Origin of the sequence: Bacillus sp. FH, from assembly GCF_052216825.1 — a bacterium.
Classification (GTDB): Bacteria; Bacillota; Bacilli; order Bacillales; family Bacillaceae_G; genus Bacillus_A; species Bacillus_A paranthracis.
Map to the genome: position 1 here is coordinate 914671 of NZ_JBQOUU010000001.1, position 20354 is coordinate 935024.

A 20354-nucleotide genomic window follows, 5' to 3' on the forward strand; every position below is an offset into this window, starting at 1 on the left:
GTAACATGATTATTTTTATGTGTAAAATGGAAAAAGACATGATTTCTCATGCCTTTTCTTTAAACTGAAATGAATTTTCATCTTGTAAACTTTGAACAAATCGAATACATTGCACCATCGATAATAGAAGAATAACAATCATAATTATACTCACTACTACTATTGCATATATTGTAATCGGTGCACTATTTATCCCTTGTATTCCTGTTATTTTCATAAAGATAATCGTAAATAATTTTAAAAATAACATCCCATTAACTAATCCAAAAACAAACGCTGCTCCATAAATAAATAATTGCTCCTGACATAATAAACATAGTACATCATTTCTCTTCCTATTCTCTGCTACATAAGATTTAATTTCTTCTTTCCTCGCTTGCAGAAGAGAATAAGTCATTTTATATGTAATAAACGTACATATGAAAATGACTACGATAAACAACGTGTAAAAACACATTTGAAATAAAAATGTAGTCCCTAATTCCCCAGCAACTACTTCATTAAATTGTAGCGATATCATAAAAAACAAAATCATAATACTCATAGCAATCCACATAAATTGCTTCATCCTTTTGGTAGCAAATGTTCTTATATTTTTTCTCGCTAACCGACATAAAGACATAAAATTCTTCCCCTACCTTATTACATACGCATTCTATACTACTAGTGTATAAAAATATGACATTTTAAACATCGCACTACAATCGGAATTTTCTCTAAGTCTTTAGTCCTAGAAAACAAAATGAACATGTTTATCTCTTTCGTATAGAACTAAAAAAACACTAAAGCGGAAATGCAATTACATTTCCGCTTTAGTGTTTAACGAGGTGTATTTTTCAACAACTTAATTAATCTCATCCTCAACTTCTATTCTTTTCTTCTCTCTTGCAATTTTTAAAAACTCTAAAAGCTCTGGATTGCTATTCATTTTTTTGTACGCGACTGACATTTCTGCAACAAAATTAGAATCATATAGCTCTTTATATACAACTTCTGTTTTATATAATTTATTTGCCGATACCGGTATGACTGTAATTCCAATCCCCGCTGCTACAAGTCCCATAACTGTTTGATATTCCGTCGCTTCTTGTACGATACGCGGACTAAACCCGACGTCGCGGCAAAGTGATAAAATTGTATCATATAACGCTGGCCATACTGGTCTCGTAATAAATACAAACGGTTCATCCCGTAAATCTTCTATATGTATTTCATCTTTCTCTGCAAGTGGATGAGCCTTCGGTAAACATAACGTACAAGATAGTTTTTGAATTGGCTCTAATTCTAATAATTGTGTTGGGATTGGTGGACGCAAAAATCCAATATCAATACGATTATCATGAAGTGCATGCACTTGATCTGGAGTAGATAATTCATGTAATGCAACAGACACCCTCGGAAATTTCTTTCTATACTCCCTTACGATAGATGGTAAAATATCATATATCGCCGCACCTACAAAACCAATTGAAAGTGAGCCCACTTCTCCCCTTTGGGCACTTTGTGCAATTTCTACAGCTTTTTCAATTTGTTCAAACGCTTTTTTTACTTCTTTCAAAAACATTTCTCCAGCTTCTGTTAATTCAACCTTTCTCTTCGTTCTTGAAAATAACATAACTCCCATTTCTTTTTCTAATTGCTGAATTTGTTGACTAAGCGGTGGTTGTGTCATTTGTAAACGAGCAGCTGCTCGTCCAAAGTGTAACTCCTCTGCCACTACAACAAAATATTGCAAATGCCGTAATTCCATTTTGGACACCCTTTTCCATTTCAATTAATACGTCTAATATATTAATAACATATAATTTATATATTAGACAAATTTTTTGAATGAACGTATAGTAGAAATTGTTAATTCTTTTTTACAATTTTTATGTAAAAAAAGAAAGAGGTGTTTACTGTATGAAATGGTGGAAATTAAGCGGACAAATTTTACTATTATTTTGTTTCGCTTGGACAGGTGAATGGATTGCAAAACAGGCACACCTCCCAGTTCCAGGAAGTATTATCGGTATTTTTTTATTATTAATCTCGTTAAAATTTAACCTAGTGAAAAAAGAGTGGATACAAGACGGTGCAGACTTTTTATTAAAAGAACTTATTTTATTTTTCATTCCTTCTGCAGTCGCTGTCATACGCTACAAAGATACACTATCACAATATGGAATCGATCTCATCTTAATTATTATGATTAGTACACTTTGTGTCACTCTCGTTACAGGACTCTTAACAGAATTGCTACTAAAGCGGAAAGGATCCGTGCAATGATCGGCTTTCTTTGTTTACTATTAACACTATTCACATATTGGATATCGAAAAAAATGTATCAACGCTGGAATTGGAGCTTACTTTCTCCTCTTCTCGTCTGTCCTATTATTTTAATCGCGTTATTACTCGGACTAGACACATCTTATGAAACGTATGAAACTGGAGGCCACTGGTTAACAGAATTATTAAAACCTGCAACAGTTGCTTTTGCATGGCCAATCTATAAATACTTTGATTTACTTAAGAAACATGGAATGGCTATTTTACTTAATGTCATTGTCGGTTCGTTTCTATCAGTTATTACTTCAGCACTACTAGCAAATTATTTTCAAATTGATTCATCGTTAGAGCATAGTTTAGCACCTCATATTGTAACGACGCCAATTGCAATGGCCATTTCAGAAATGATTGGTGGTATGTCACAATTAACAGCAGTATTTGTTGTTTTAACTGCGTTAACAGGAGCATTGCTCGGACCTTCTCTCATTCGTATATGCCGTATTAAAACAGCAATTGCAAAAGGTATTATGTTAGGAACGAGCGCAAATGGAACTGGTACATCAAAAGCATTCGAAATCGGTCCTGTAGAAGGAACGATTGCAAGTTTATCTATGCTTTTAACTGCAGGAGCTAGTTTAGTTATCGTTCCGCTTTTCTTATCGTGGATACATTGAAAAAGCAAGTGTTTACACACTTGCTTTTTTATTTATGTATTTGTTTAAAATCTCATAATCCTCCGGGAAAGATAACGTTAATTCCTTCATTTCGTCTATCCTCTTCCAAGCAATTTCATGTATTAACTCATCAGGATCTTGGATTTTCATACTACCGCTTATTCTTTTTACGACATAATAATGAACGTATACAGGAACCCCATATGTAATCGCTTCTTTTTCGTATATTTTACTTACAACTTCCACATTGTAGCCTGTTTCTTCCCAAACCTCTCGGATACAACATTCCTCTAATGTTTCTCCTTTTTCAAGTCCTCCACTTGGGACGGACCACCTTTTTCTTCATCCTTTTGTCCTTGTAATACCATTAAAACTTCATTTCTTTCATTTACACATACTGCTGCGCAACCTATCCATCTTTCCATATACACCCCTCCCCTACTACTATTCGTCTCCTTTTGTATTTTCTCCTTGAAAAAAGAGGAAAAAGGAAAACAATGACGAAATTTTACATCAACTTCATAGGCAGTTCCTTCTTAGAAATTAAAAACGGAAGGATGAAAGCATGATTTTTAAATATGTTGTGGAATGTGTCTTTTGTGAAGAAAATCGAAAACCTCGCCAAGCTATCGTCACAGTTCCTGCTACTACTCAGCTACTAGCCATTGAAAAAGTGCGTGCAGAATGTAAACGTCGTTTCGGAAAAGCTTTATTATTACAAACTGAAATTAAAGAAGAAATAGTTTTTGAACAAAAAGAAAGCTGACCATAAATTGGTCAGCTTTCATATCCGATCATATTTTCACATGAAGATTAGGGGCATCCTCTTTAAGGATCGGGATTTTCCCATTATGTACGTTCCATAATGGTCATCGAACAATATATTTCTATACAATTAAATATTGAATAGAATAGGGCAAAACTTGTTCGCATTTTTAGAAAAGGGATAGGGATATAATTCAAGTAGTACTTCGAATACTCGAACTTTACACTCATTATATTAAAGCAAATCCTTTTATATGGGAAATATGAATTACTTACATAATTCATTCGTAAAACATATTAGTTTGCTATATTATTTTTATCCCATTAATAACATACATCCAGCGAAAACTGGTGTCATAATCATTGAAAACTTCAAAAGCATACGTGGTGCATAATTTGTAAACTTCGCACCGATATAAGCTCCTAGCATCGTCCCAATTAATACTTGCAATAATAATATATAATCTAGATACCCTTCTGAACTATACCCTAACCCACCCCCAATCGCAATGGGCAATATAACAAGCATTGTTGTTCCTACAGATTGCTGAATCGTCAATCCTAATAGAACCATTAATCCAAGTTGAATAAATGGTGCAGAACCAATCCCAAATGAACCAGCCATCATTCCAGTGACTAATCCAAGACATATACATTTCATTATGTTCTCTTTCGAAAAATCTTTAATCTCTGCTAAAAGTAACTCTTCCCTATTTTGAAACTTAATTAATTTAATAAACATAAAAATTGCAGATAAAAATAGCATCCCAGCTGTAAACCAATGAAGAAGATGTCCTGGTATAAGTGAACCAATTTTTGAACCGATATAAGAACCAAGCGCTCCACATCCCCCAACAATCCCGCCTATAGTAAGTACTACATTTCCTTCACGATAATGACTTATAACCCCAGATAATGTCGTAAATGCCATAGCAGTTAAAGACGTTGCAAGTGCAACGTGAATAGGAATATGGAATACTAAAGTGAGTATCGCGATAATAAACCCGGCTCCCCCAGCTCCAACAAACCCTAATAAAATCCCCATTACTAACATCGTTATAATAATTGCCACATACTCTCCCTCCAGTAAGGCAATTATCCACCATATTCTTTCTTCTACACAAATAAAAAGCATCCATCTAGGATACTTTTTATTTCAATACTATGTACTTAATCTTGATTAATCAAAATAATCGCGGGACCAGCGACTACTACTCCAGCTACTTCGATTTTTTCAAATTCCTTTACTGTAATAGATATAACGCCTTCTCTTTCCATCAATTCTTTACTCAGGACATCAGTCGGTATAGCTTTCACCGTCTTACCTCCTTTTCATTTATACAATATGCAAAAAACAACTTAACGCATCTATATATATGCATCACCTCCGCTTTCATTCCTTATTCCCTTCAAAACCCTTCTCTCCCTTCCATAACGTATTGAAAAATAAAAAAAGCACTCGCAATCGCGAATGCTTTTTCATTATTTACTTTCTATTACTTTTAACATTCTATTAATAAACATACAAAATACCCCTTAATATAACACTCAGAAAGCCCACCTCTTTTTAATTCATTATATAATTCATTCGATTAATGGTTTCTCGAAGTTTTTCCAACTCTTGACCTGTATATATTACTTTCCCCGTTAAGAATTCATTTCTGAAGAACGATACAATTTGCTCTCTATCTTTTAATCTCGGCGTTTTTTCTTCAGAAAGATCTAGCACTTCTTTCCCATTCTCATTATAAAAATATACAATCGGATTTATGTTTTCCTTTACAATATCAACTTGCATTTCTTTCAAACAATTGTATAGAATATGAGATAGTTTCTTCGCTCTATATACTGGGTTCCCTTCATTTTTCACTTGTATCGTTAATGAATCTTCACCTGTAATATATTCAAACGTCTCTTCTTTCTCTATCTCTTGTTGATACTTGCCAATTTCATCAATCATAAATGAATATGTACTAGCATTTTCTTTCGTTAAGCCATGAATTAATTTCCCTGTCCATTCTTTCGTTTCAAGTACATACATACCCGTTTTACTTAAAACAAGATGATGAATTCGAAAATCATTTCTTCCATGCTGATTCCTCATAAAAACATTCGGCATTATATGAAATTCATTATCTAGTATTATGCCTTGCTCTACGAAGCCACGCTTCATATATTGTAATGTTTCGTGTGTACTCACTTCGGCTCCATTTTTCGTATACTCTCGCAAATCTGCAATTAACTTTTGAAACATATGTATTTCGTTACTATGTTTTTCTTGCATTTCACTGCGTTCTTTACTATGTTGCACAGCTAATTGATTTTTCATCATACGCATATTTTCAAGTTCTCTCGCTGCACTTATTTGTAAATCATTGTATTTTTTCTGTTCCATATTTTTTAATGTATTTTGCTGCTCTTTATGTTCTGTAACCGTAGCTGCAATTTCATTTTCGTACGTTTCAATTGCTTGTTTTTTTTCAAATTCCGCTTGCTGACTCTCTGATTCTAGCTGTTTATTTTTATAAAACAGCACGAATACTGCAGCTAATAATAATAAAATTACACCTATTAACACGTAATCCATAATTCTTCTCCTTTATTTCATTTCCTGCTTTTTTCCATTCACATTTCTACTACATTATACTATGTAATTCCTATATTTTTTGTAAAAATTTCACACGCAGTCAAAAGACCTTGTAATTCTACAAGGCCTTTTGTAAACTTCCTTTATTTTGTAGTAAGTACATATTATAATACAATCCTTGTTCACTCAGTAATTCTTGATGTGTCCCTCTCTCTACTATCTCTCCATCGTGCATAACAAAAATTTGATCTGCATCTTGTATGGTAGATAATCTGTGTGCAATCGCTATCGTAGTCCGTCCTTTTCGCATTTGCTGTAACGCTGTTTGGATTGCATCTTCAGTTTCTGTATCAATATTTGCTGTTGCTTCATCTAATACTAACACTTTCGGATTCGTTGCTATCGTTCTAGCGAAAGCAATTAATTGTCGTTGACCACTAGAAAATGCAGCTCCTCTTTCTACTACTTCCGTTTCATACTGCTCTGGTAATTTTTCAATAAACGTATTCGCTTGCACAAATTGTGCCGCTTCTTTTACTTCTTCATCCGTAATTTCTTCATTATACATACGAATATTTTGCTTTACATTTCCCGCAAATAAAAATGCATCTTGCAATACAAGTCCTATTTTCTTTCTAATTTCTTGTTCTTCAAATTTCTCTAACTCTACACCATCTATTACAATATTTCCGGACTTAATATTATAGAATCTCAGTAATAAATTCATAATGGTACTCTTTCCGCTACCAGTGTGCCCAACGAAAGCAACCGTTTGCCCTTGTTTCACGTGAAAAGATACATTTTTTAAAACATCACGTTTTCCATCGTACGAAAAAGTAACATTTTTAAATTCAATATCTCCATTAATAACTTGAGGATTTCCATCCCCTTTTTGAACTGGCGCTAAATCTTTCTCATCCATTAAATGAAATACACGTGATGATGAAACCAGTGCCTGTTGGAAAAATGATAATTTCATCATCATCTCATTTACAGGCTGGAAGAAACGATGGATATAGTTAACAAACGCATATAAAACGCCTACTTCAACAGGACTCTTCAAAGCATCAATTCCAAATAAACCAAGTACTAACGCAATAGCTACAATATGAACTAAATCAGTTGCTGGACGTAAAAGCAATGCATCTAACTTTAATGTACGTCGCCCTGCACTATAATGTTTATTATTCACTTCTTCAAATTCTTTTCTCATGCGCTTTTCTTGTCTGAACACTTGAACAATATTCATCCCTTGAATGGACTCGTTTAACTTTGCATTTAACACACTTAATTGATTACGGACTTCTAAATAAAAAGCTGCACTTTTCCGGCGATATAATACCATAATCGCAAACATGATCGGAATTAATACGAGAGAAAATAGCGCTAATTTTACATTTAATAAAAACATCGCTACTAAAATCCCTACTAAAAATACGATATTTTTAACAAATGTTGATAATACACTGACATAAAAGTCTTTAATTGCTTCTGTATCATTCGTTATGCGCGATACAAGCGTACCAATCGGCGTACGATCAAAGAAACTTAATGACAACTTTTGAACATGCTCATATACTTCAACACGCATATCTTGAACAATTTTAAAAGCGATATTTTGAAAATATAACAAGTCTAAATAAGTAAATAATACTTTTAATAAGTGAGCAACAATATACACTACAAATAGAGTAACAAGTGCTGATTGATCAAAGTTACGTGGTACTAAGTGTTCATCAAGGAATTGTTTAATTAAAAAAGGACCCATCATTTCTGTTACAGTTGCACCAACTAGAAATAAAAATGCTAATGCTAACAGTCCTTTATATGGCCTCATATAAGACAGTAATCTTCTTAAATCGCTCTGTTTTTTCTCAGCCATCATACGCCTCCTTTCTCGACTAATGCTTCTAACTGCTGGCTCTCATACATTTCTTTATACCAACCATGTTCTTTCATTAGTTGTTCATGTGTACCTCGTTGTACAATTTTACCTTCATCCACAACAAGAATAAGATTGGCATGCTGAATTGCACTTAAACGATGGGCAGTAATAATTGTCGTTTTCCCTGCTCTCTCCCTCTTTAAAGCATTTAAAATCGTTTCTTCTGTTTTTGCATCTACCGCTGATAAACAATCATCTAAAATTAATATTTCAGCATCCGTTAATAAAGCACGCGCAATAGAAATTCTCTGTTTTTGACCTCCAGATAAAGAAACGCCTCTTTCCCCAACTACTGTTTCATATCCTTCTGAAAATTGAAGGATGTCATTGTGAATACAAGCAATCTCTGCAGCACGGGTAATTTCATTATATGTAGCATCCGCCTTTCCAAAGGCAATATTCTCCCCAATACTCGCTGAAAATAAAAAATGATCTTGCGGCACATATGAAATAGCAGAACGGACACCGTAAAGTGTTACATCGCGAATATCCCGCTCTCCAACTTTTAATTCACCATTAAAATGATCATACTCACGGATTAAACATTTTAATAAAGTCGTTTTCCCTGCACCTGTACGTCCTACAATCCCTAACGTTTCCCCTTTCTTCAAATCAAAATGAATATCTGTTAAATGTAACAGTTCATTTTTCTTATACGAAAACGAATCGACCGCAAATGAAACATCACCGCTCGCTACTGTATGCACAGCATTTTCTCTATTTACTACATCTGATTTTTGTGAGAGAATTTTTTCTACACGGTCATACGAAGCACGCCCACGCTCCATAATATTAAACAGCCATCCAAACGCTAACATCGGCCAAACGAGGGTACCTAAATACGTCGTAAATGTAACGAGATCACCTACTGTTAATTCACCTCTCACAACTAATACTGACCCGTAACATACTGCGATTAAAAATGAAAATCCTACGATAAGAGCGATTGTTGGATCAAATAACGAATCAATACGTGCAACTAACATATTTTTATGTACGACATCTTCTGATTTTTTTCGGAACGCTTGCAAATCTTCTTTTTCTTGTCCAAGCGATCGAATTACCTTCATCCCACTCATACTCTCTTGCACTTTATCATTGATTTCCGAAAACGATTGCTGTGCTTTATGAAACCTTTTATGTAATAAAGTGCCGTAATAATTTGTCGATATTGCTACAATCGGCATTGGAATTAAGCTTAACAATGTTAACTTCCAACTAATTGTAAAACCCATTGCTACGAGTACACATCCTCCAACAGCCAATGAATCAACAAGTGTTAAAACACCCGCCCCAGCAGTTTGCTGAATTGCTTGAATATCGTTGGTCGCGTGCGCCATTAAATCACCTGTGCGATTTGACTGATAGAAAGATGGACTCATCTTTGTAAAATGTTCATACAAATTTTTCCGTAATTGGCGAGCTAATTTTAATGAAGATCCGAAAATCATAATACGCCACACGTAACGTAATATGTACATCGTAATACCTACGAGTACTAAGAGTACAACCCATTTTAGTAACTTATCAGTCGTTAATGTTCCCTCATTAATTTCATCTACAACAATCCCAATCACTTTTGGTGCTACAAGTTCTAAAAGTGCAACGCCAAATAATAAAATAATTCCGGTTATGTACGCTCGTTTTTCTTGTTTAAAAAACCACGCTAAATTCATAAACACTTTCATATTTTTCCCCCTCTCTTAAAATGAGCGATGTTTTCAGTTTACCAAAAATACAGAATTTTTAAAAGTTTTAAACTCTGTCCATATCAAAAAGAAAAGACACTCTTAGCGAGTGTCTTTTAGCGCTTATTTCATTTGTTGCTTATTCATCGCGCTCATCATTTGATTGATTTTCTTTTGGGAAGGTTTTTGTCCCATTTGCATCATCATCATTTTTAACATTTGTTCGTTAATTGGTGGATTTTTTTGTAAGTAATTCATCATGTATTTGCGGGCAATGAAAAATCCTAACGCCACGCCTGCTACTAGTGCTACTACGCCCACTAGAATACCTAACCAAATTGGCATATATTTTCCTCCTTCATGTTGTCTACCTTACAGTGTACTAAAACCTTTTCAATAAGACAAGATACAATTCGACATTTTTACACATATGTTCGTACTTGTTTTAGAGGATTCAGCCATCCGTACTTTGTATTTTCATAATCCATAGCTAAAAATGTTAATTCACACTTCCGAAGCACCTCAAAGAAAGTCGTTTCCATAGAAACATTTCCAGAGGTATTCATGCGAATATAGTGTGGTTTCACCATTATTTCGCCATATTCCGCCCCTGTATAAAGTGTATGTGTATGATGTGTTCGATCATATTTACCAAGAACGCGCAAAGCTTGTTCTAATTTATGATGAATTTTCATTACTTGTAATGGCATCGTTATATACATCATTTGTTTATATAACACTTTTTTCTCCGAAAGGGACCCAGATTCTGAAAATCGAGCAAATAAATCAAAAAACAAATATTCACGACCAAAGTAAGATTTCGCAATATCCTCTTGAATTAAATACAATTCATACGTTTTCATCTTTCGCCTCCCAATCTGGACAACCTTTTCTCTTCATTATATAGAAGAAATTTTGCAATGATTGTCTGACTGCGGAGAGAGAAAAAACTTTTTCTGTCGAAAAAACTCATTTACATAGAAAAACCTCTCCATGCCGGAGAGATTTTTCTAAAATCATTAAAGCATTTCTTTTACTTTACGAACAACGTTCTCTACAGTAAATCCATACTCTTCCATAATCTTCTCACCAGGAGCAGAAGCACCGAATGTATCGATACCTAACACATCTCCTTCAAGACCTACGTAACGGTGCCATCCGAATGTAGCACCCATTTCGATTGCGAAACGTTTTGTTACTGCTTTTGGTAATACAGATTCTTTGTACTCAGCAGTTTGAGCTTCAAAGCGATCCATAGATGGCATGCTGACAACAGATGCGTCAACACCGTCTACTGCTAATGCTTTTTGAGCTTCAACAGCTAGACTTACTTCTGATCCAGTTGCAAGTAAGATTACATCAGCTGTTTCTTTCTTGCTTGCAGAAACTACATATGCACCTTTTGCTACTTTTTCATACGTATCGTCTTTTGCACCTTCTAATGTTGGAAGATCTTGACGAGTTAATACTAAAGCAGTTGGTTTGTTTGTAGATTCAAGAGCTAGTCTCCAAGCTGCAACAGATTCGTTACCATCAGCTGGACGGATAACAGATACATTTGGCATCGCACGTAGCGCTGCTAATTGCTCGATTGGTTCATGTGTTGGACCATCTTCACCAACAGCGATACTGTCATGTGTGAACACATATGTTACCGGCAATTGCATTAATGCTGCAAGACGAATTGCTGGACGTAAGTAGTCAGAGAATACGAAGAACGTACCACCGTAAGTTTTTAAACCACCATGTAGTGCAATACCGTTCATTGCTGCACCCATTGCGAACTCACGTACACCGTACCAGATGTTTTTACCGCTGTAATCATCTCTTGTAAAGTCTTTTTCGTTATTCATGTATGTTTTGTTAGAACCAGCAAGGTCAGCAGACCCACCGAAGAATGATGGCACAGACTCTGCAATTGCATTAATTACAGCACCTGAAGAATTACGAGTTGCTGCTTTTGATCCTAATTCATAAGTTGGTAAGTTTTGCTCCCAACCTTCTGGAAGAAGACCATTCATTGCCGCTTGCAGTTCGTTTGCTAATTCTGGGTATGCTTGTGCATATTCACCTAGCATCGTGTTCCACTCAGCTTGCGCAGTTTCACCAACATCTTGTACTGTTTTACGGAAGTTGTCATATACTTCTTCTGCTACATGGAAGTCTTGCTCAGCAGTCCAAGCGTATGCTTCTTTCGTTAACTTTGTTTCTTCTACACCAAGTGGAGAACCATGTGAAGCTGATTTTCCTGATTTGTTTGGAGAACCGAAACCAATTGTCGTTCTTACTTCAATTAGCGTTGGGCGTTTTTCGTCAGCTTTCGCTTCTTCGATTGCTTTCGCGATAGCTTCAATATCGTTTCCATCCTCAACACGGATTACTTGCCATCCGTATGCTTTGTAACGATCTTCTACACTTTCAGAGAATGAACGATTTAAATCGCCATCTAATGAAATATCGTTTGAATCGTAAAGCACAACAAGACGACCTAATTGTAAATGAGCAGCTAATGAAGATGCTTCAGCAGAAACGCCTTCCATTAAATCTCCATCACCACAAATAGCGTATGTATAATGATCTACTACATTATACGCATCACGGTTATATTTAGCAGCTAAATGCCTTTCTGCCATTGCCATACCTACAGCAGTTGCAATACCTTGTCCAAGTGGACCAGTCGTTGCATCTACACCAGCTGTATGACCGTACTCAGGATGTCCTGGAGTTTTGCTTCCCCATTGACGGAAGTTCTTTAAGTCATCCATTGTTACATCATAACCAGATAGGTGAAGTAGGCTGTATAATAACATTGAACCATGACCTGCAGATAATACGAAACGATCACGGTTAAACCACGTTGGGTTATTTGGATTGTGTTTCATAAATTGAGTCCATAATGTATAAGCCATTGGTGCTGCACCCATTGGCATTCCTGGGTGACCAGAGTTTGCTTTTTCAATCGCATCGATGGATAATGTGCGAATCGTGTTGATAGAAAGTTGTTCGATTGAATGTGACATGCTATTCTTCCCTTCGCTTATATTAGTAAACGTTTTATACATTTATATGATAGCTTCCCACGCAAGATTATACAACATGTATCGACAAATATGTTGATGTTTTTTTGATTTTTTATAAAAAAATCAATGATTCCGGGAATGTATGGGCATTCAATATGACATACTTTTTCAATATTTTTATTTTGAAAAGAAAGGGAATTATCTGTATATTTATACAGATATACAAAATTCTTTAATACTAACTTTTTAACCCACTTGCGAACTACCCCCACTTAACATGATTATTATCTACTTTCATTGTTATACCAAACTTTACCTCTTATAAGACTGATTATATCAGGGGTCAAATAAATAGGAAAACCCAATGTTTGGCTACGCCAAACCGAAATTCATCTCCCACCTACCGCTAGACTATCGTCTTTCACACGCCCCAGGAAGGAGATTTCTTTCGGATAATGGGTTAAAAATACAAAAAAGCATCTAAATTCGATGCTTTTCAAATCAGTTAAACAATCCGTTTCCGAATCGAACTTGAAATAAAATCAATGATAATGACCATTAAAATGATGCCCAATAAAATAATTCCCACGCGAGACCAATTACGGGAACTCAGCGCAAAAATTAGGGGCGTACCAATACCACCTGCTCCAATAACACCTAAAATGGCAGCGGATCGCACATTAATTTCGAACCTGTATAATGTATACGATAGAAAATCTGGTAATACTTGTGGCAATACTGCATACCAAAGTATTTGGAACCGGTTTGCACCTGTAGCTATTAACGCCTCTGTCGGCCCCTTATCTATATTTTCAATTCCTTCTGAATATAATTTCCCTAACATTCCAATAGAGTGTAATCCTAAAGCTAGAACGCCGGCAAAAGAGCCTGGTCCAACAGCCTTTATAAATAAAAGGGCCATAACTAATTCAGGAAATGTACGAACAAAACTAAGTACAAATTTCCCAGTTCCTGAAGTTAGTTTTCCACTGCTCATATTCGTCGCCGCCCAAAAAGCAAATGGAACAGATAAAAAGGCAGAAATAAATGTACCCAATATCGCAATTGCCAACGTATCAATTAAACCATGTAATAAATCTTCACCATCTGGCAAAGATACATACGCCCAATCTGGATTCAATACACCTGTCATAATTGCTTTTGTAATTTCTCCTGCCGTATCCTTAATTCCTTCTAGCGGTACTCCTGAAAAAGCCCATACGTAAACAAATGTAAGTGCTATAAAAATAAACAAGCGATACACACTCGGTTTCTTCGGTTTTGGTACGATTATCGTCGTTTTACTCATTATAATTTCTCCCGCAACAATGTACTTACATAATCAATTAACAATACAACAACAAGGGTATAGATAATAATAGATGCAGTTTGCTGATATTGTAAAAATCCAAGTGTACGATCATAGTATAATCCAATACCACCTGCTCCTACTAAACCTAAAACAGCTGCTGCACGTACGTTCACCTCAAATGTATACAGAACATAAGAGACAAAATGCGCTTTCACTTGCGGAATTACTCCATAAACAATCCATTGCACTTTATTTGCTCCTACTGCTGTCATCGCCTCTAAAGGACCTGGATCAATTGATTCAATTGACTCATACAACAATTTCGCCACGAGCCCAATCGAGAAAAAAGTAAGAGCCAGAATACCTGGAAGTGGCCCGATTCCAAAAATCGCCACGAAAATTGCCGCTAATAATAAATCTGGTATCGTTCGGATAAAATTTAAAATCAATCGAGCTGGACTGTATAAAAATGTACTAGTAAATACATTACTTGCCGCAAATAGTGCCAGCGGAATAGCTAAAATCGCACCTAAAGTCGTCCCAATAATCGCCATACGTATTGTATCTAACATTGCTGTTGTAATAACTTGAAAATAACTCCAATCTGGCGGCACCATCTCTTTTAACAAATCCATCATATTAGGAAAACCAGCTACTAGTTTTGACAATGATGCATCGACCTGTACACTACTTCCCCACAACAGTAAAATGACTAGAACAGCCGTTAACATATGTTTCAACTTACTCGGTGGCTTCGGTATCGATTTCGAATATATCGTCACGTCATTCATTTAACTGCCACCTCTAACAATTCACTTTTCTGTACTACGTCACCATAAATTTCAGCAAACTTTTCATCCGTTGCCTCTTCTACTAAACCATCAAAAACAATTTCTCCTGCATGTAATCCAATAATGCGCGTCGCATATTGCCTAGCTAAATCAATAGAATGTAAGTTTACAATTGTTGTAATTCCAAAATCTTCATTAATTTTCTTCAAATCATCTAATACTTGCTTTGTTGTTAGCGGATCTAACGATGCAACAGGTTCATCTGCCAATATGATTTTTGCTTCTTGCGCCAACGCTCTAGCAATCGATACACGTTGCTGTTGTCCTCCTGATAATTCATCAGCACGCGCATATGCTTTTTCTAAAATATTTACTCTTTTTAACGATTGAAAAGCAAGCTCCAAATCTTCTTTCGGAAATAGACCTAACGTTGTACGCAACGTCGAATGATACCCAACACGGCCAGCTAATACGTTCTTTAATACTGTTGATCGCTTTACAAGGTTAAAACTTTGAAAAATCATACCAATATCCCGGCGCATGCGGCGTAATCCTTTTCCTTTCGCAGCCGTAATAGACTCACCTTCAATCATGATTTCTCCTTCTGTAATCTCATGAAGACGATTTACCGATCTTAGAAGTGTAGACTTTCCAGCTCCGGAAAGCCCTACCATTACAACAAACTCACCTTTTTGAATTTTCAAGTTTATATTATTCAATCCTTTTGTACCATTTGGATACACTTTGGAAACATTTCGAAACTCTATCACACATCTTACCTACCTTCTATGTATTCAAAACGGCAAACTAACTGAAAACATACCTTTCCAGCTAGTTGCCATTTCCATATGTATTATTGCGTTTTTACTTTCTTTCCATATTCACGAACGATATCAAATTTACTATCATCAGATTTAACATATCCTTCATGTGAATATACTTCTTTAATGATTTTGTGACCTTCCTCATTCTTTCCAATTTCAATGAAAGCATCCTGTAATTTCTTGCTCCACTCTTCATCTAAATCAGAACGTACCGAAATCGTATCGTTTGGAATTTTCTCCGTAAATTTCACTATTTTCGTTTGATCGAATATATTCGGATAATCTTTTTTTACAATATTACGAGCATCTTGGAATACAACAGCTGCATCTACGTCACCATTTAAAAGAGCAATAAGCGACTGATCGTGACCTTTTAATGTAACAGGTTTCACATCTTTTAACGGATCAACGCCCTCTTTTAATAGTACAGCCGCAGGCCACACATATCCCGCTGATGACGTTACATCTTGATAGCCAATTTTTTTACCTTTTAAATCTTTTACACTATTAATATTTGAATCTTTCTTAACAACAAACTCAGATTTATAAAAGTCTACTAAGTCCTTTGTAGGAGCTCCCGTTTCATCATCTACGCCAAAACGTTGCGCTTGTAAAATTACGTTTGCTGCCTTTTTCTCATGTGCTAACACATACGCTGTTGGGGGTAAAAATCCTACATCTACTTGCTTAGATGCCATCGCTTCTACAATTGTATTATAATTCGTTGAAATACTAACTTTTACTGGAATATTTAACTTATCACTTAATAGCTTCTCAAGTGGTTTTGCCTTCGCCTCTAACGTATCTGCATTTTGAGAAGGAACAAATTGAACATTTAAAGTCTTCGGTACATACCCTTTTTTCGTATCTTCATTTTTACTTGCGCTTGATTCCTTCGTTCCACAGCCACTTAACAAACCCGCTGCTAATACAACTGTTGTGCTCATTGCAAAAACTTTTTTCAACATGTTAATGCCTCCATTTTTCATTGTTATAAAATAACCTTTCATAAACATGAAGAAATATATCACACATTTTTACAAATAATTGATTATTTACAGAATCTTTACACATTCTATACACTCACATTAAAATTCTCTCCATATATTTGATATGCTTAATCAGTAGATAATAATAGAAAAGGTGAATGATATTGAATCAAAATCAAATTGTAACTTTAAACATCCTATTAACAAGTGATATACATGGTACTGTTTATCCAATTCACTACCAAGATAACTCTCCAGCAGAAATTGGTTTAGCTAAGATTTCTACTCTTATAAAAAAAGAACGGTCCCAAAATAAAAACGTTCTTTTAATTGATAACGGTGACTTCATACAAGGAACACCATTTACTTACCATTACGCTACATATGAAAAAGATAAGAAAAACCCAATGTCATTAATAGCAAACTATTTACGTTATGACGCTGCAGTGATTGGGAATCATGAATTTAATTATGGAATGGATGTATTAAACAATGCTATTTCTACTGCAAACTCCCCATATTTATCAGCAAATATTTTAGACAAAAGCAGTAAAAAACCTTATTTCGGGAAACCATATATAATAAAACATATTGAAGCAAATATAAAAATTGCTATTTTAGGGGTGACAACGCATTATATTCCAAATTGGGAACAACCCCATCACATTAAAGACTTGCAATTTGAAGATGCGTTAGAAACAACAAAAAATTGGGTTTCTTACATTCACGAACATGAGAAACCAGATTTACTAGTCGTAGCGTATCATGGGGGATTTGAACGCGATTTACAAACTGGAGAACCGACTGAAGTTTTAACAGGCGAAAACCAAGGGTATGCTATGTGTCATGAAATTGAGGGCATAGATATTTTATTAACAGGCCATCAGCACCGAGAAATGGCTCAAACAGTGGGTAATGATGTAACAATTTTACAGACTGGATGTAACGGACATTCAGTTGGAAAAGTAACTGTAACATTTGAAAAAATGAAACAAGAGTGGGTAAAAAAAGAGAGTTATTCCGAACTATTGACTGTGCAAGAAATCGAGGCAGATCCAGATGTTCTTTACTTGGTAACTGATTATGAAGAGAAAACACAAAAATGGCTTGATCAACCTATTGGAACCATCCACGGTGACATGCAAATTTCAGATGCTATGCAAACTCGTTTGCAAGACCATCCTTTTATTGAATTCATAAATAAAATACAGATGGATATGGCTAATGTTTCTATTTCTTGTACAAGCTTATTCCATAATACATCTCCAGGTTTCCCGACATATGTAACAATGCGTGACATCGTTTCTAATTATATTTATCCAAATACATTAAAAGTAATTAGAATAACTGGAGCTGATATAAAAGATGCTCTCGAACTCTCTGCTTCTTATTTCACATTAAAAGAAGATGGAACCATCATCGTAAACCCTAGCTACATAGAACCAAAACCGCAACACTATAATTACGATATGTGGGAAGGAATTTCGTACGTATTAAACATTTCCAAACCAATTGGCGACAGAGTAGAATCTTTACAGCATAAAGGCACTCCTCTTAATATGAGTGAAGAATATGATGTCGTTATGAATAATTATCGCGCGAGCGGCGGAGGGAACTTCTTTATGTTTCAAAATAAGCCCGTAATAAAAGATATACCAACAGATATGTCTGAACTTATCGCTAACTATATATTGAAGCATAAAAAGATAGAAGCAACAGTTAATAACAACTGGAAAGTTATTAAATAAATAAAAAAAGATGGGCTTCGCCCATCTTTTAGTTTAATTTTGCATTATCTTGCTTTTTTAAAGCTTTTAATTTCGCCGGTGTAACATCAGTACCTTGTTCGTTAACGACTTTAATTCCTTTTAGTTCGTTTAACATATTTTGACGAAATCCTTTTAAATATTGTTCACGTAGCGATTGACGCTCACGTTGTTCTTCTTCAGTTAAACCTTCAGCTTTTGCTTTTTTCGCTAAGAAGTTAATGCGTTCAACGAGTTCGTGACTAAGCATCTCGAATCCCCCTTCTACTCAAAACTGATTATTATCATACAATAGTTACTCTTCTTTATCAAGCAATTGCTTTGTATACTCTACATATCTACGATGTACCGTCGCTTTTGAAACATTATGACCAAAGCCACGTAGTGTTGCTGCAATTTCTTCGAAAGTAAGTTCACTCTTACGTAAACGTACAATTTCCTCAATTGGCACTTCTTTCTTCTCTCGTCCTACACTTAAATGACGATTCTTTAAATTATTTTCTGGACGATAGCCTTTTTCTACTGCTCGTTGCATACCACGTTTAATTTTTAAATTATGAATCTTTCTTTGATACTCTTCAACAATACCAATAATATCTAATACCATTGAATCAGAATCCGACAATTGCAATTCACCATTATGTGTATGCGTATATACTTTTATTCCTTCTTTATGTAAACAGTGCATTAACGCAATCTTTGCATTCCCCCTACCAAGGCGCGTTTCATCTTGTATAAGTAGCACATCAATTTGTTCGTCTCGAATTGTATCTAGCACTTCTAATATGCCATCACGTTCAATTGTATAGCCACTAGCCTGCTCTTCAATCACCTTAGTAACATTCATTTGATAGCGCTCCGCTAAATGCAATAATTCATCTTTTTGACGTAATAATGATGTTTCTTGCGCTTCTTTTGTTGTACTCACACGCGCATAAATAATTGCATTCATTATGAACCCCTCTTTCTCACTATAATTTCCCTTTAGTGTAACATAAATTCGCCTTTTGTTCGAACTTATGTTTGTAGAATGTTTTTTCACATGTTATACTTATTAATAAGAAAAATGAAAGAAAACGAGGTGTTAGAAAACATGGAAAAGTTAACGAAACGCCAGCAAGACATTCTCGACTTTATTAAGCTAAAAGTACAAGAAAAAGGATATCCACCTTCCGTACGTGAAATTGGCCAAGCAGTCGGCCTCGCTTCTAGTTCTACAGTGCACGGACATTTATCAAGATTAGAAGAAAAAGGATACATTCGACGCGATCCAACAAAACCACGCGCAATTGAAATTTTAGGTGAAGACCGAATGGATACAGAAACACAATCTGTTATTCAAGTTCCAATTGTCGGGAAAGTTACTGCTGGATTACCAATTACAGCAGTCGAAAGCGTTGAGGAACACTTCCCTCTTCCAGCTAGCATTGTCGCAGGAGCAGATCAAGTGTTTATGTTACGTATTTCTGGAGATAGTATGATTGAAGCTGGTATTTTCGATGGAGATTTAGTTGTTGTTCGCCAACAACAGTCTGCATATAATGGTGAAATTGTAGTCGCTTTAACAGAAGATAATGAAGCAACTGTTAAACGTTTCTATAAAGAAAAAGACCATTTCCGTCTACAACCGGAAAACTCTTCATTAGAACCTATTATTTTAAAGCAAGTGTCAGTTATCGGTAAAGTAATTGGCGTATATCGTGATTTACATTAAGAATAAAAAAG

General features: G+C 35.3%; 21 protein-coding genes and 1 pseudogene. 5 read left to right on the forward strand and 17 right to left on the reverse strand.

All coding sequences use genetic code 11. From position 1 onward, the window contains the following. Positions 1 to 46: 46 nt before the first annotated feature. Complete coding sequence (locus tag ACTT1L_RS04885) at positions 47 to 622, reverse strand: FtsX-like permease family protein (RefSeq protein ID WP_000050620.1); 576 nt, start codon at positions 620 to 622, stop codon at positions 47 to 49. Positions 623 to 844: 222 nt separating this feature from the next. Next, on the reverse strand, positions 845 to 1750 hold the full coding sequence (alsR, locus tag ACTT1L_RS04890) for an acetoin biosynthesis transcriptional regulator AlsR (RefSeq protein WP_000423223.1): 906 nt from the start codon (positions 1748 to 1750) through the stop codon (positions 845 to 847). A gap of 152 nt (positions 1751 to 1902) precedes the next feature. Here alsR and ACTT1L_RS04895 point away from each other — a divergent pair, with 152 nt between their 5' ends. Both ACTT1L_RS04895 and ACTT1L_RS04900 read left to right on the forward strand, forming a co-directional pair. Next, on the forward strand, positions 1903 to 2268 hold the full coding sequence (locus ACTT1L_RS04895; RefSeq protein ID WP_000872364.1) for a CidA/LrgA family holin-like protein: 366 nt from the start codon (positions 1903 to 1905) through the stop codon (positions 2266 to 2268). Then, on the forward strand, positions 2265 to 2942 hold the full coding sequence (locus ACTT1L_RS04900) for an LrgB family protein (protein ID WP_000578958.1): 678 nt from the start codon (positions 2265 to 2267) through the stop codon (positions 2940 to 2942). The genes ACTT1L_RS04895 and ACTT1L_RS04900 overlap by 4 nt, the downstream gene beginning before the upstream one ends. Before the next feature lie 12 nt (positions 2943 to 2954). On the opposite strand, the pseudogene ACTT1L_RS04905 reads toward ACTT1L_RS04900, so the two are convergent. Then, positions 2955 to 3367 (reverse strand): annotated as a pseudogene (locus ACTT1L_RS04905) (NUDIX hydrolase). Between the two features lie 140 nt (positions 3368 to 3507). On the opposite strand from ACTT1L_RS04905, the gene ACTT1L_RS04910 reads away from it, so the two are divergent. Then, on the forward strand, positions 3508 to 3708 hold the full coding sequence (locus ACTT1L_RS04910) for a DUF3903 domain-containing protein (protein WP_000576449.1): 201 nt from the start codon (positions 3508 to 3510) through the stop codon (positions 3706 to 3708). A gap of 315 nt (positions 3709 to 4023) precedes the next feature. Here the strand turns inward: ACTT1L_RS04910 and ACTT1L_RS04915 are convergent, their stop codons facing one another. The 12 genes from ACTT1L_RS04915 to ACTT1L_RS04970 form a co-directional block, all read right to left on the reverse strand. Further along, on the reverse strand, positions 4024 to 4779 hold the full coding sequence (locus tag ACTT1L_RS04915; RefSeq protein WP_000974648.1) for a sulfite exporter TauE/SafE family protein: 756 nt from the start codon (positions 4777 to 4779) through the stop codon (positions 4024 to 4026). Between the two features lie 98 nt (positions 4780 to 4877). Then, positions 4878 to 5024 carry a BC1881 family protein gene (locus ACTT1L_RS04920; RefSeq protein WP_000644410.1) on the reverse strand — a complete coding sequence of 49 codons (147 nt, stop codon included), beginning with the start codon at positions 5022 to 5024 and terminating at the stop codon, positions 4878 to 4880. Between the two features lie 250 nt (positions 5025 to 5274). Continuing rightward, a complete protein-coding gene (locus tag ACTT1L_RS04925) occupies positions 5275 to 6294 on the reverse strand; it encodes a nuclease-related domain-containing protein (protein WP_000386802.1) in 1020 nt (339 codons plus the stop codon). 118 nt (positions 6295 to 6412) lie between these two features. Continuing rightward, on the reverse strand, positions 6413 to 8176 hold the full coding sequence (locus ACTT1L_RS04930; RefSeq protein ID WP_000818391.1) for an ABC transporter ATP-binding protein: 1764 nt from the start codon (positions 8174 to 8176) through the stop codon (positions 6413 to 6415). After that, entirely contained in the window at positions 8176 to 9927 is a 1752-nt protein-coding gene (locus ACTT1L_RS04935; RefSeq protein WP_061131640.1) for an ABC transporter transmembrane domain-containing protein, read from the reverse strand. Before ACTT1L_RS04935 ends, ACTT1L_RS04930 begins: the two co-directional genes overlap by 1 nt. Before the next feature lie 123 nt (positions 9928 to 10050). Then, positions 10051 to 10272: a YneF family protein gene (locus ACTT1L_RS04940; protein WP_001123317.1), complete on the reverse strand. Its 222-nt coding sequence runs from the start codon at positions 10270 to 10272 to the stop codon at positions 10051 to 10053. A 77-nt stretch (positions 10273 to 10349) separates the two neighbouring features. Then, entirely contained in the window at positions 10350 to 10790 is a 441-nt protein-coding gene (sirA, locus tag ACTT1L_RS04945; RefSeq protein WP_061131639.1) for a sporulation inhibitor of replication protein SirA, read from the reverse strand. A gap of 156 nt (positions 10791 to 10946) precedes the next feature. After that, positions 10947 to 12947: a transketolase gene (gene tkt, locus ACTT1L_RS04950; RefSeq protein WP_000019770.1), complete on the reverse strand. Its 2001-nt coding sequence runs from the start codon at positions 12945 to 12947 to the stop codon at positions 10947 to 10949. A 505-nt stretch (positions 12948 to 13452) separates the two neighbouring features. Beyond that, positions 13453 to 14256, reverse strand: coding sequence for a phosphonate ABC transporter, permease protein PhnE (gene phnE, locus ACTT1L_RS04955; RefSeq protein ID WP_000047890.1), 804 nt, complete (start codon positions 14254 to 14256; stop codon positions 13453 to 13455). Next, a complete protein-coding gene (phnE, locus tag ACTT1L_RS04960; RefSeq protein WP_061131638.1) occupies positions 14256 to 15050 on the reverse strand; it encodes a phosphonate ABC transporter, permease protein PhnE in 795 nt (264 codons plus the stop codon). Before phnE (ACTT1L_RS04960) ends, phnE (ACTT1L_RS04955) begins: the two co-directional genes overlap by 1 nt. Then, on the reverse strand, positions 15047 to 15820 hold the full coding sequence (gene phnC / locus ACTT1L_RS04965) for a phosphonate ABC transporter ATP-binding protein (protein ID WP_000569254.1): 774 nt from the start codon (positions 15818 to 15820) through the stop codon (positions 15047 to 15049). The genes phnE (ACTT1L_RS04960) and phnC overlap by 4 nt, the downstream gene beginning before the upstream one ends. An 83-nt stretch (positions 15821 to 15903) precedes the next feature. Continuing rightward, on the reverse strand, positions 15904 to 16842 hold the full coding sequence (locus ACTT1L_RS04970; protein WP_000915052.1) for a phosphate/phosphite/phosphonate ABC transporter substrate-binding protein: 939 nt from the start codon (positions 16840 to 16842) through the stop codon (positions 15904 to 15906). A gap of 185 nt (positions 16843 to 17027) precedes the next feature. Between ACTT1L_RS04970 and ACTT1L_RS04975 the strand changes: the two genes are divergently transcribed. Beyond that, positions 17028 to 18611 (forward strand): bifunctional metallophosphatase/5'-nucleotidase, encoded by a 1584-nt coding sequence (locus ACTT1L_RS04975; protein WP_001075245.1) that lies wholly within the window; start codon positions 17028 to 17030, stop codon positions 18609 to 18611. A gap of 28 nt (positions 18612 to 18639) precedes the next feature. Here the strand turns inward: ACTT1L_RS04975 and ACTT1L_RS04980 are convergent, their stop codons facing one another. Together ACTT1L_RS04980 and ACTT1L_RS04985 are read right to left on the reverse strand one after the other, a co-directional pair. After that, on the reverse strand, positions 18640 to 18879 hold the full coding sequence (locus ACTT1L_RS04980; RefSeq protein WP_000948565.1) for a DUF896 domain-containing protein: 240 nt from the start codon (positions 18877 to 18879) through the stop codon (positions 18640 to 18642). A 45-nt stretch (positions 18880 to 18924) separates the two neighbouring features. Continuing rightward, on the reverse strand, positions 18925 to 19581 hold the full coding sequence (locus ACTT1L_RS04985) for a YneB family resolvase-like protein (protein ID WP_000991471.1): 657 nt from the start codon (positions 19579 to 19581) through the stop codon (positions 18925 to 18927). 141 nt (positions 19582 to 19722) lie between these two features. On the opposite strand from ACTT1L_RS04985, the gene lexA reads away from it, so the two are divergent. After that, positions 19723 to 20343 (forward strand): transcriptional repressor LexA, encoded by a 621-nt coding sequence (gene lexA / locus ACTT1L_RS04990; RefSeq protein ID WP_000413738.1) that lies wholly within the window; start codon positions 19723 to 19725, stop codon positions 20341 to 20343. The last annotated feature ends 11 nt before the right edge of the window (positions 20344 to 20354 follow it).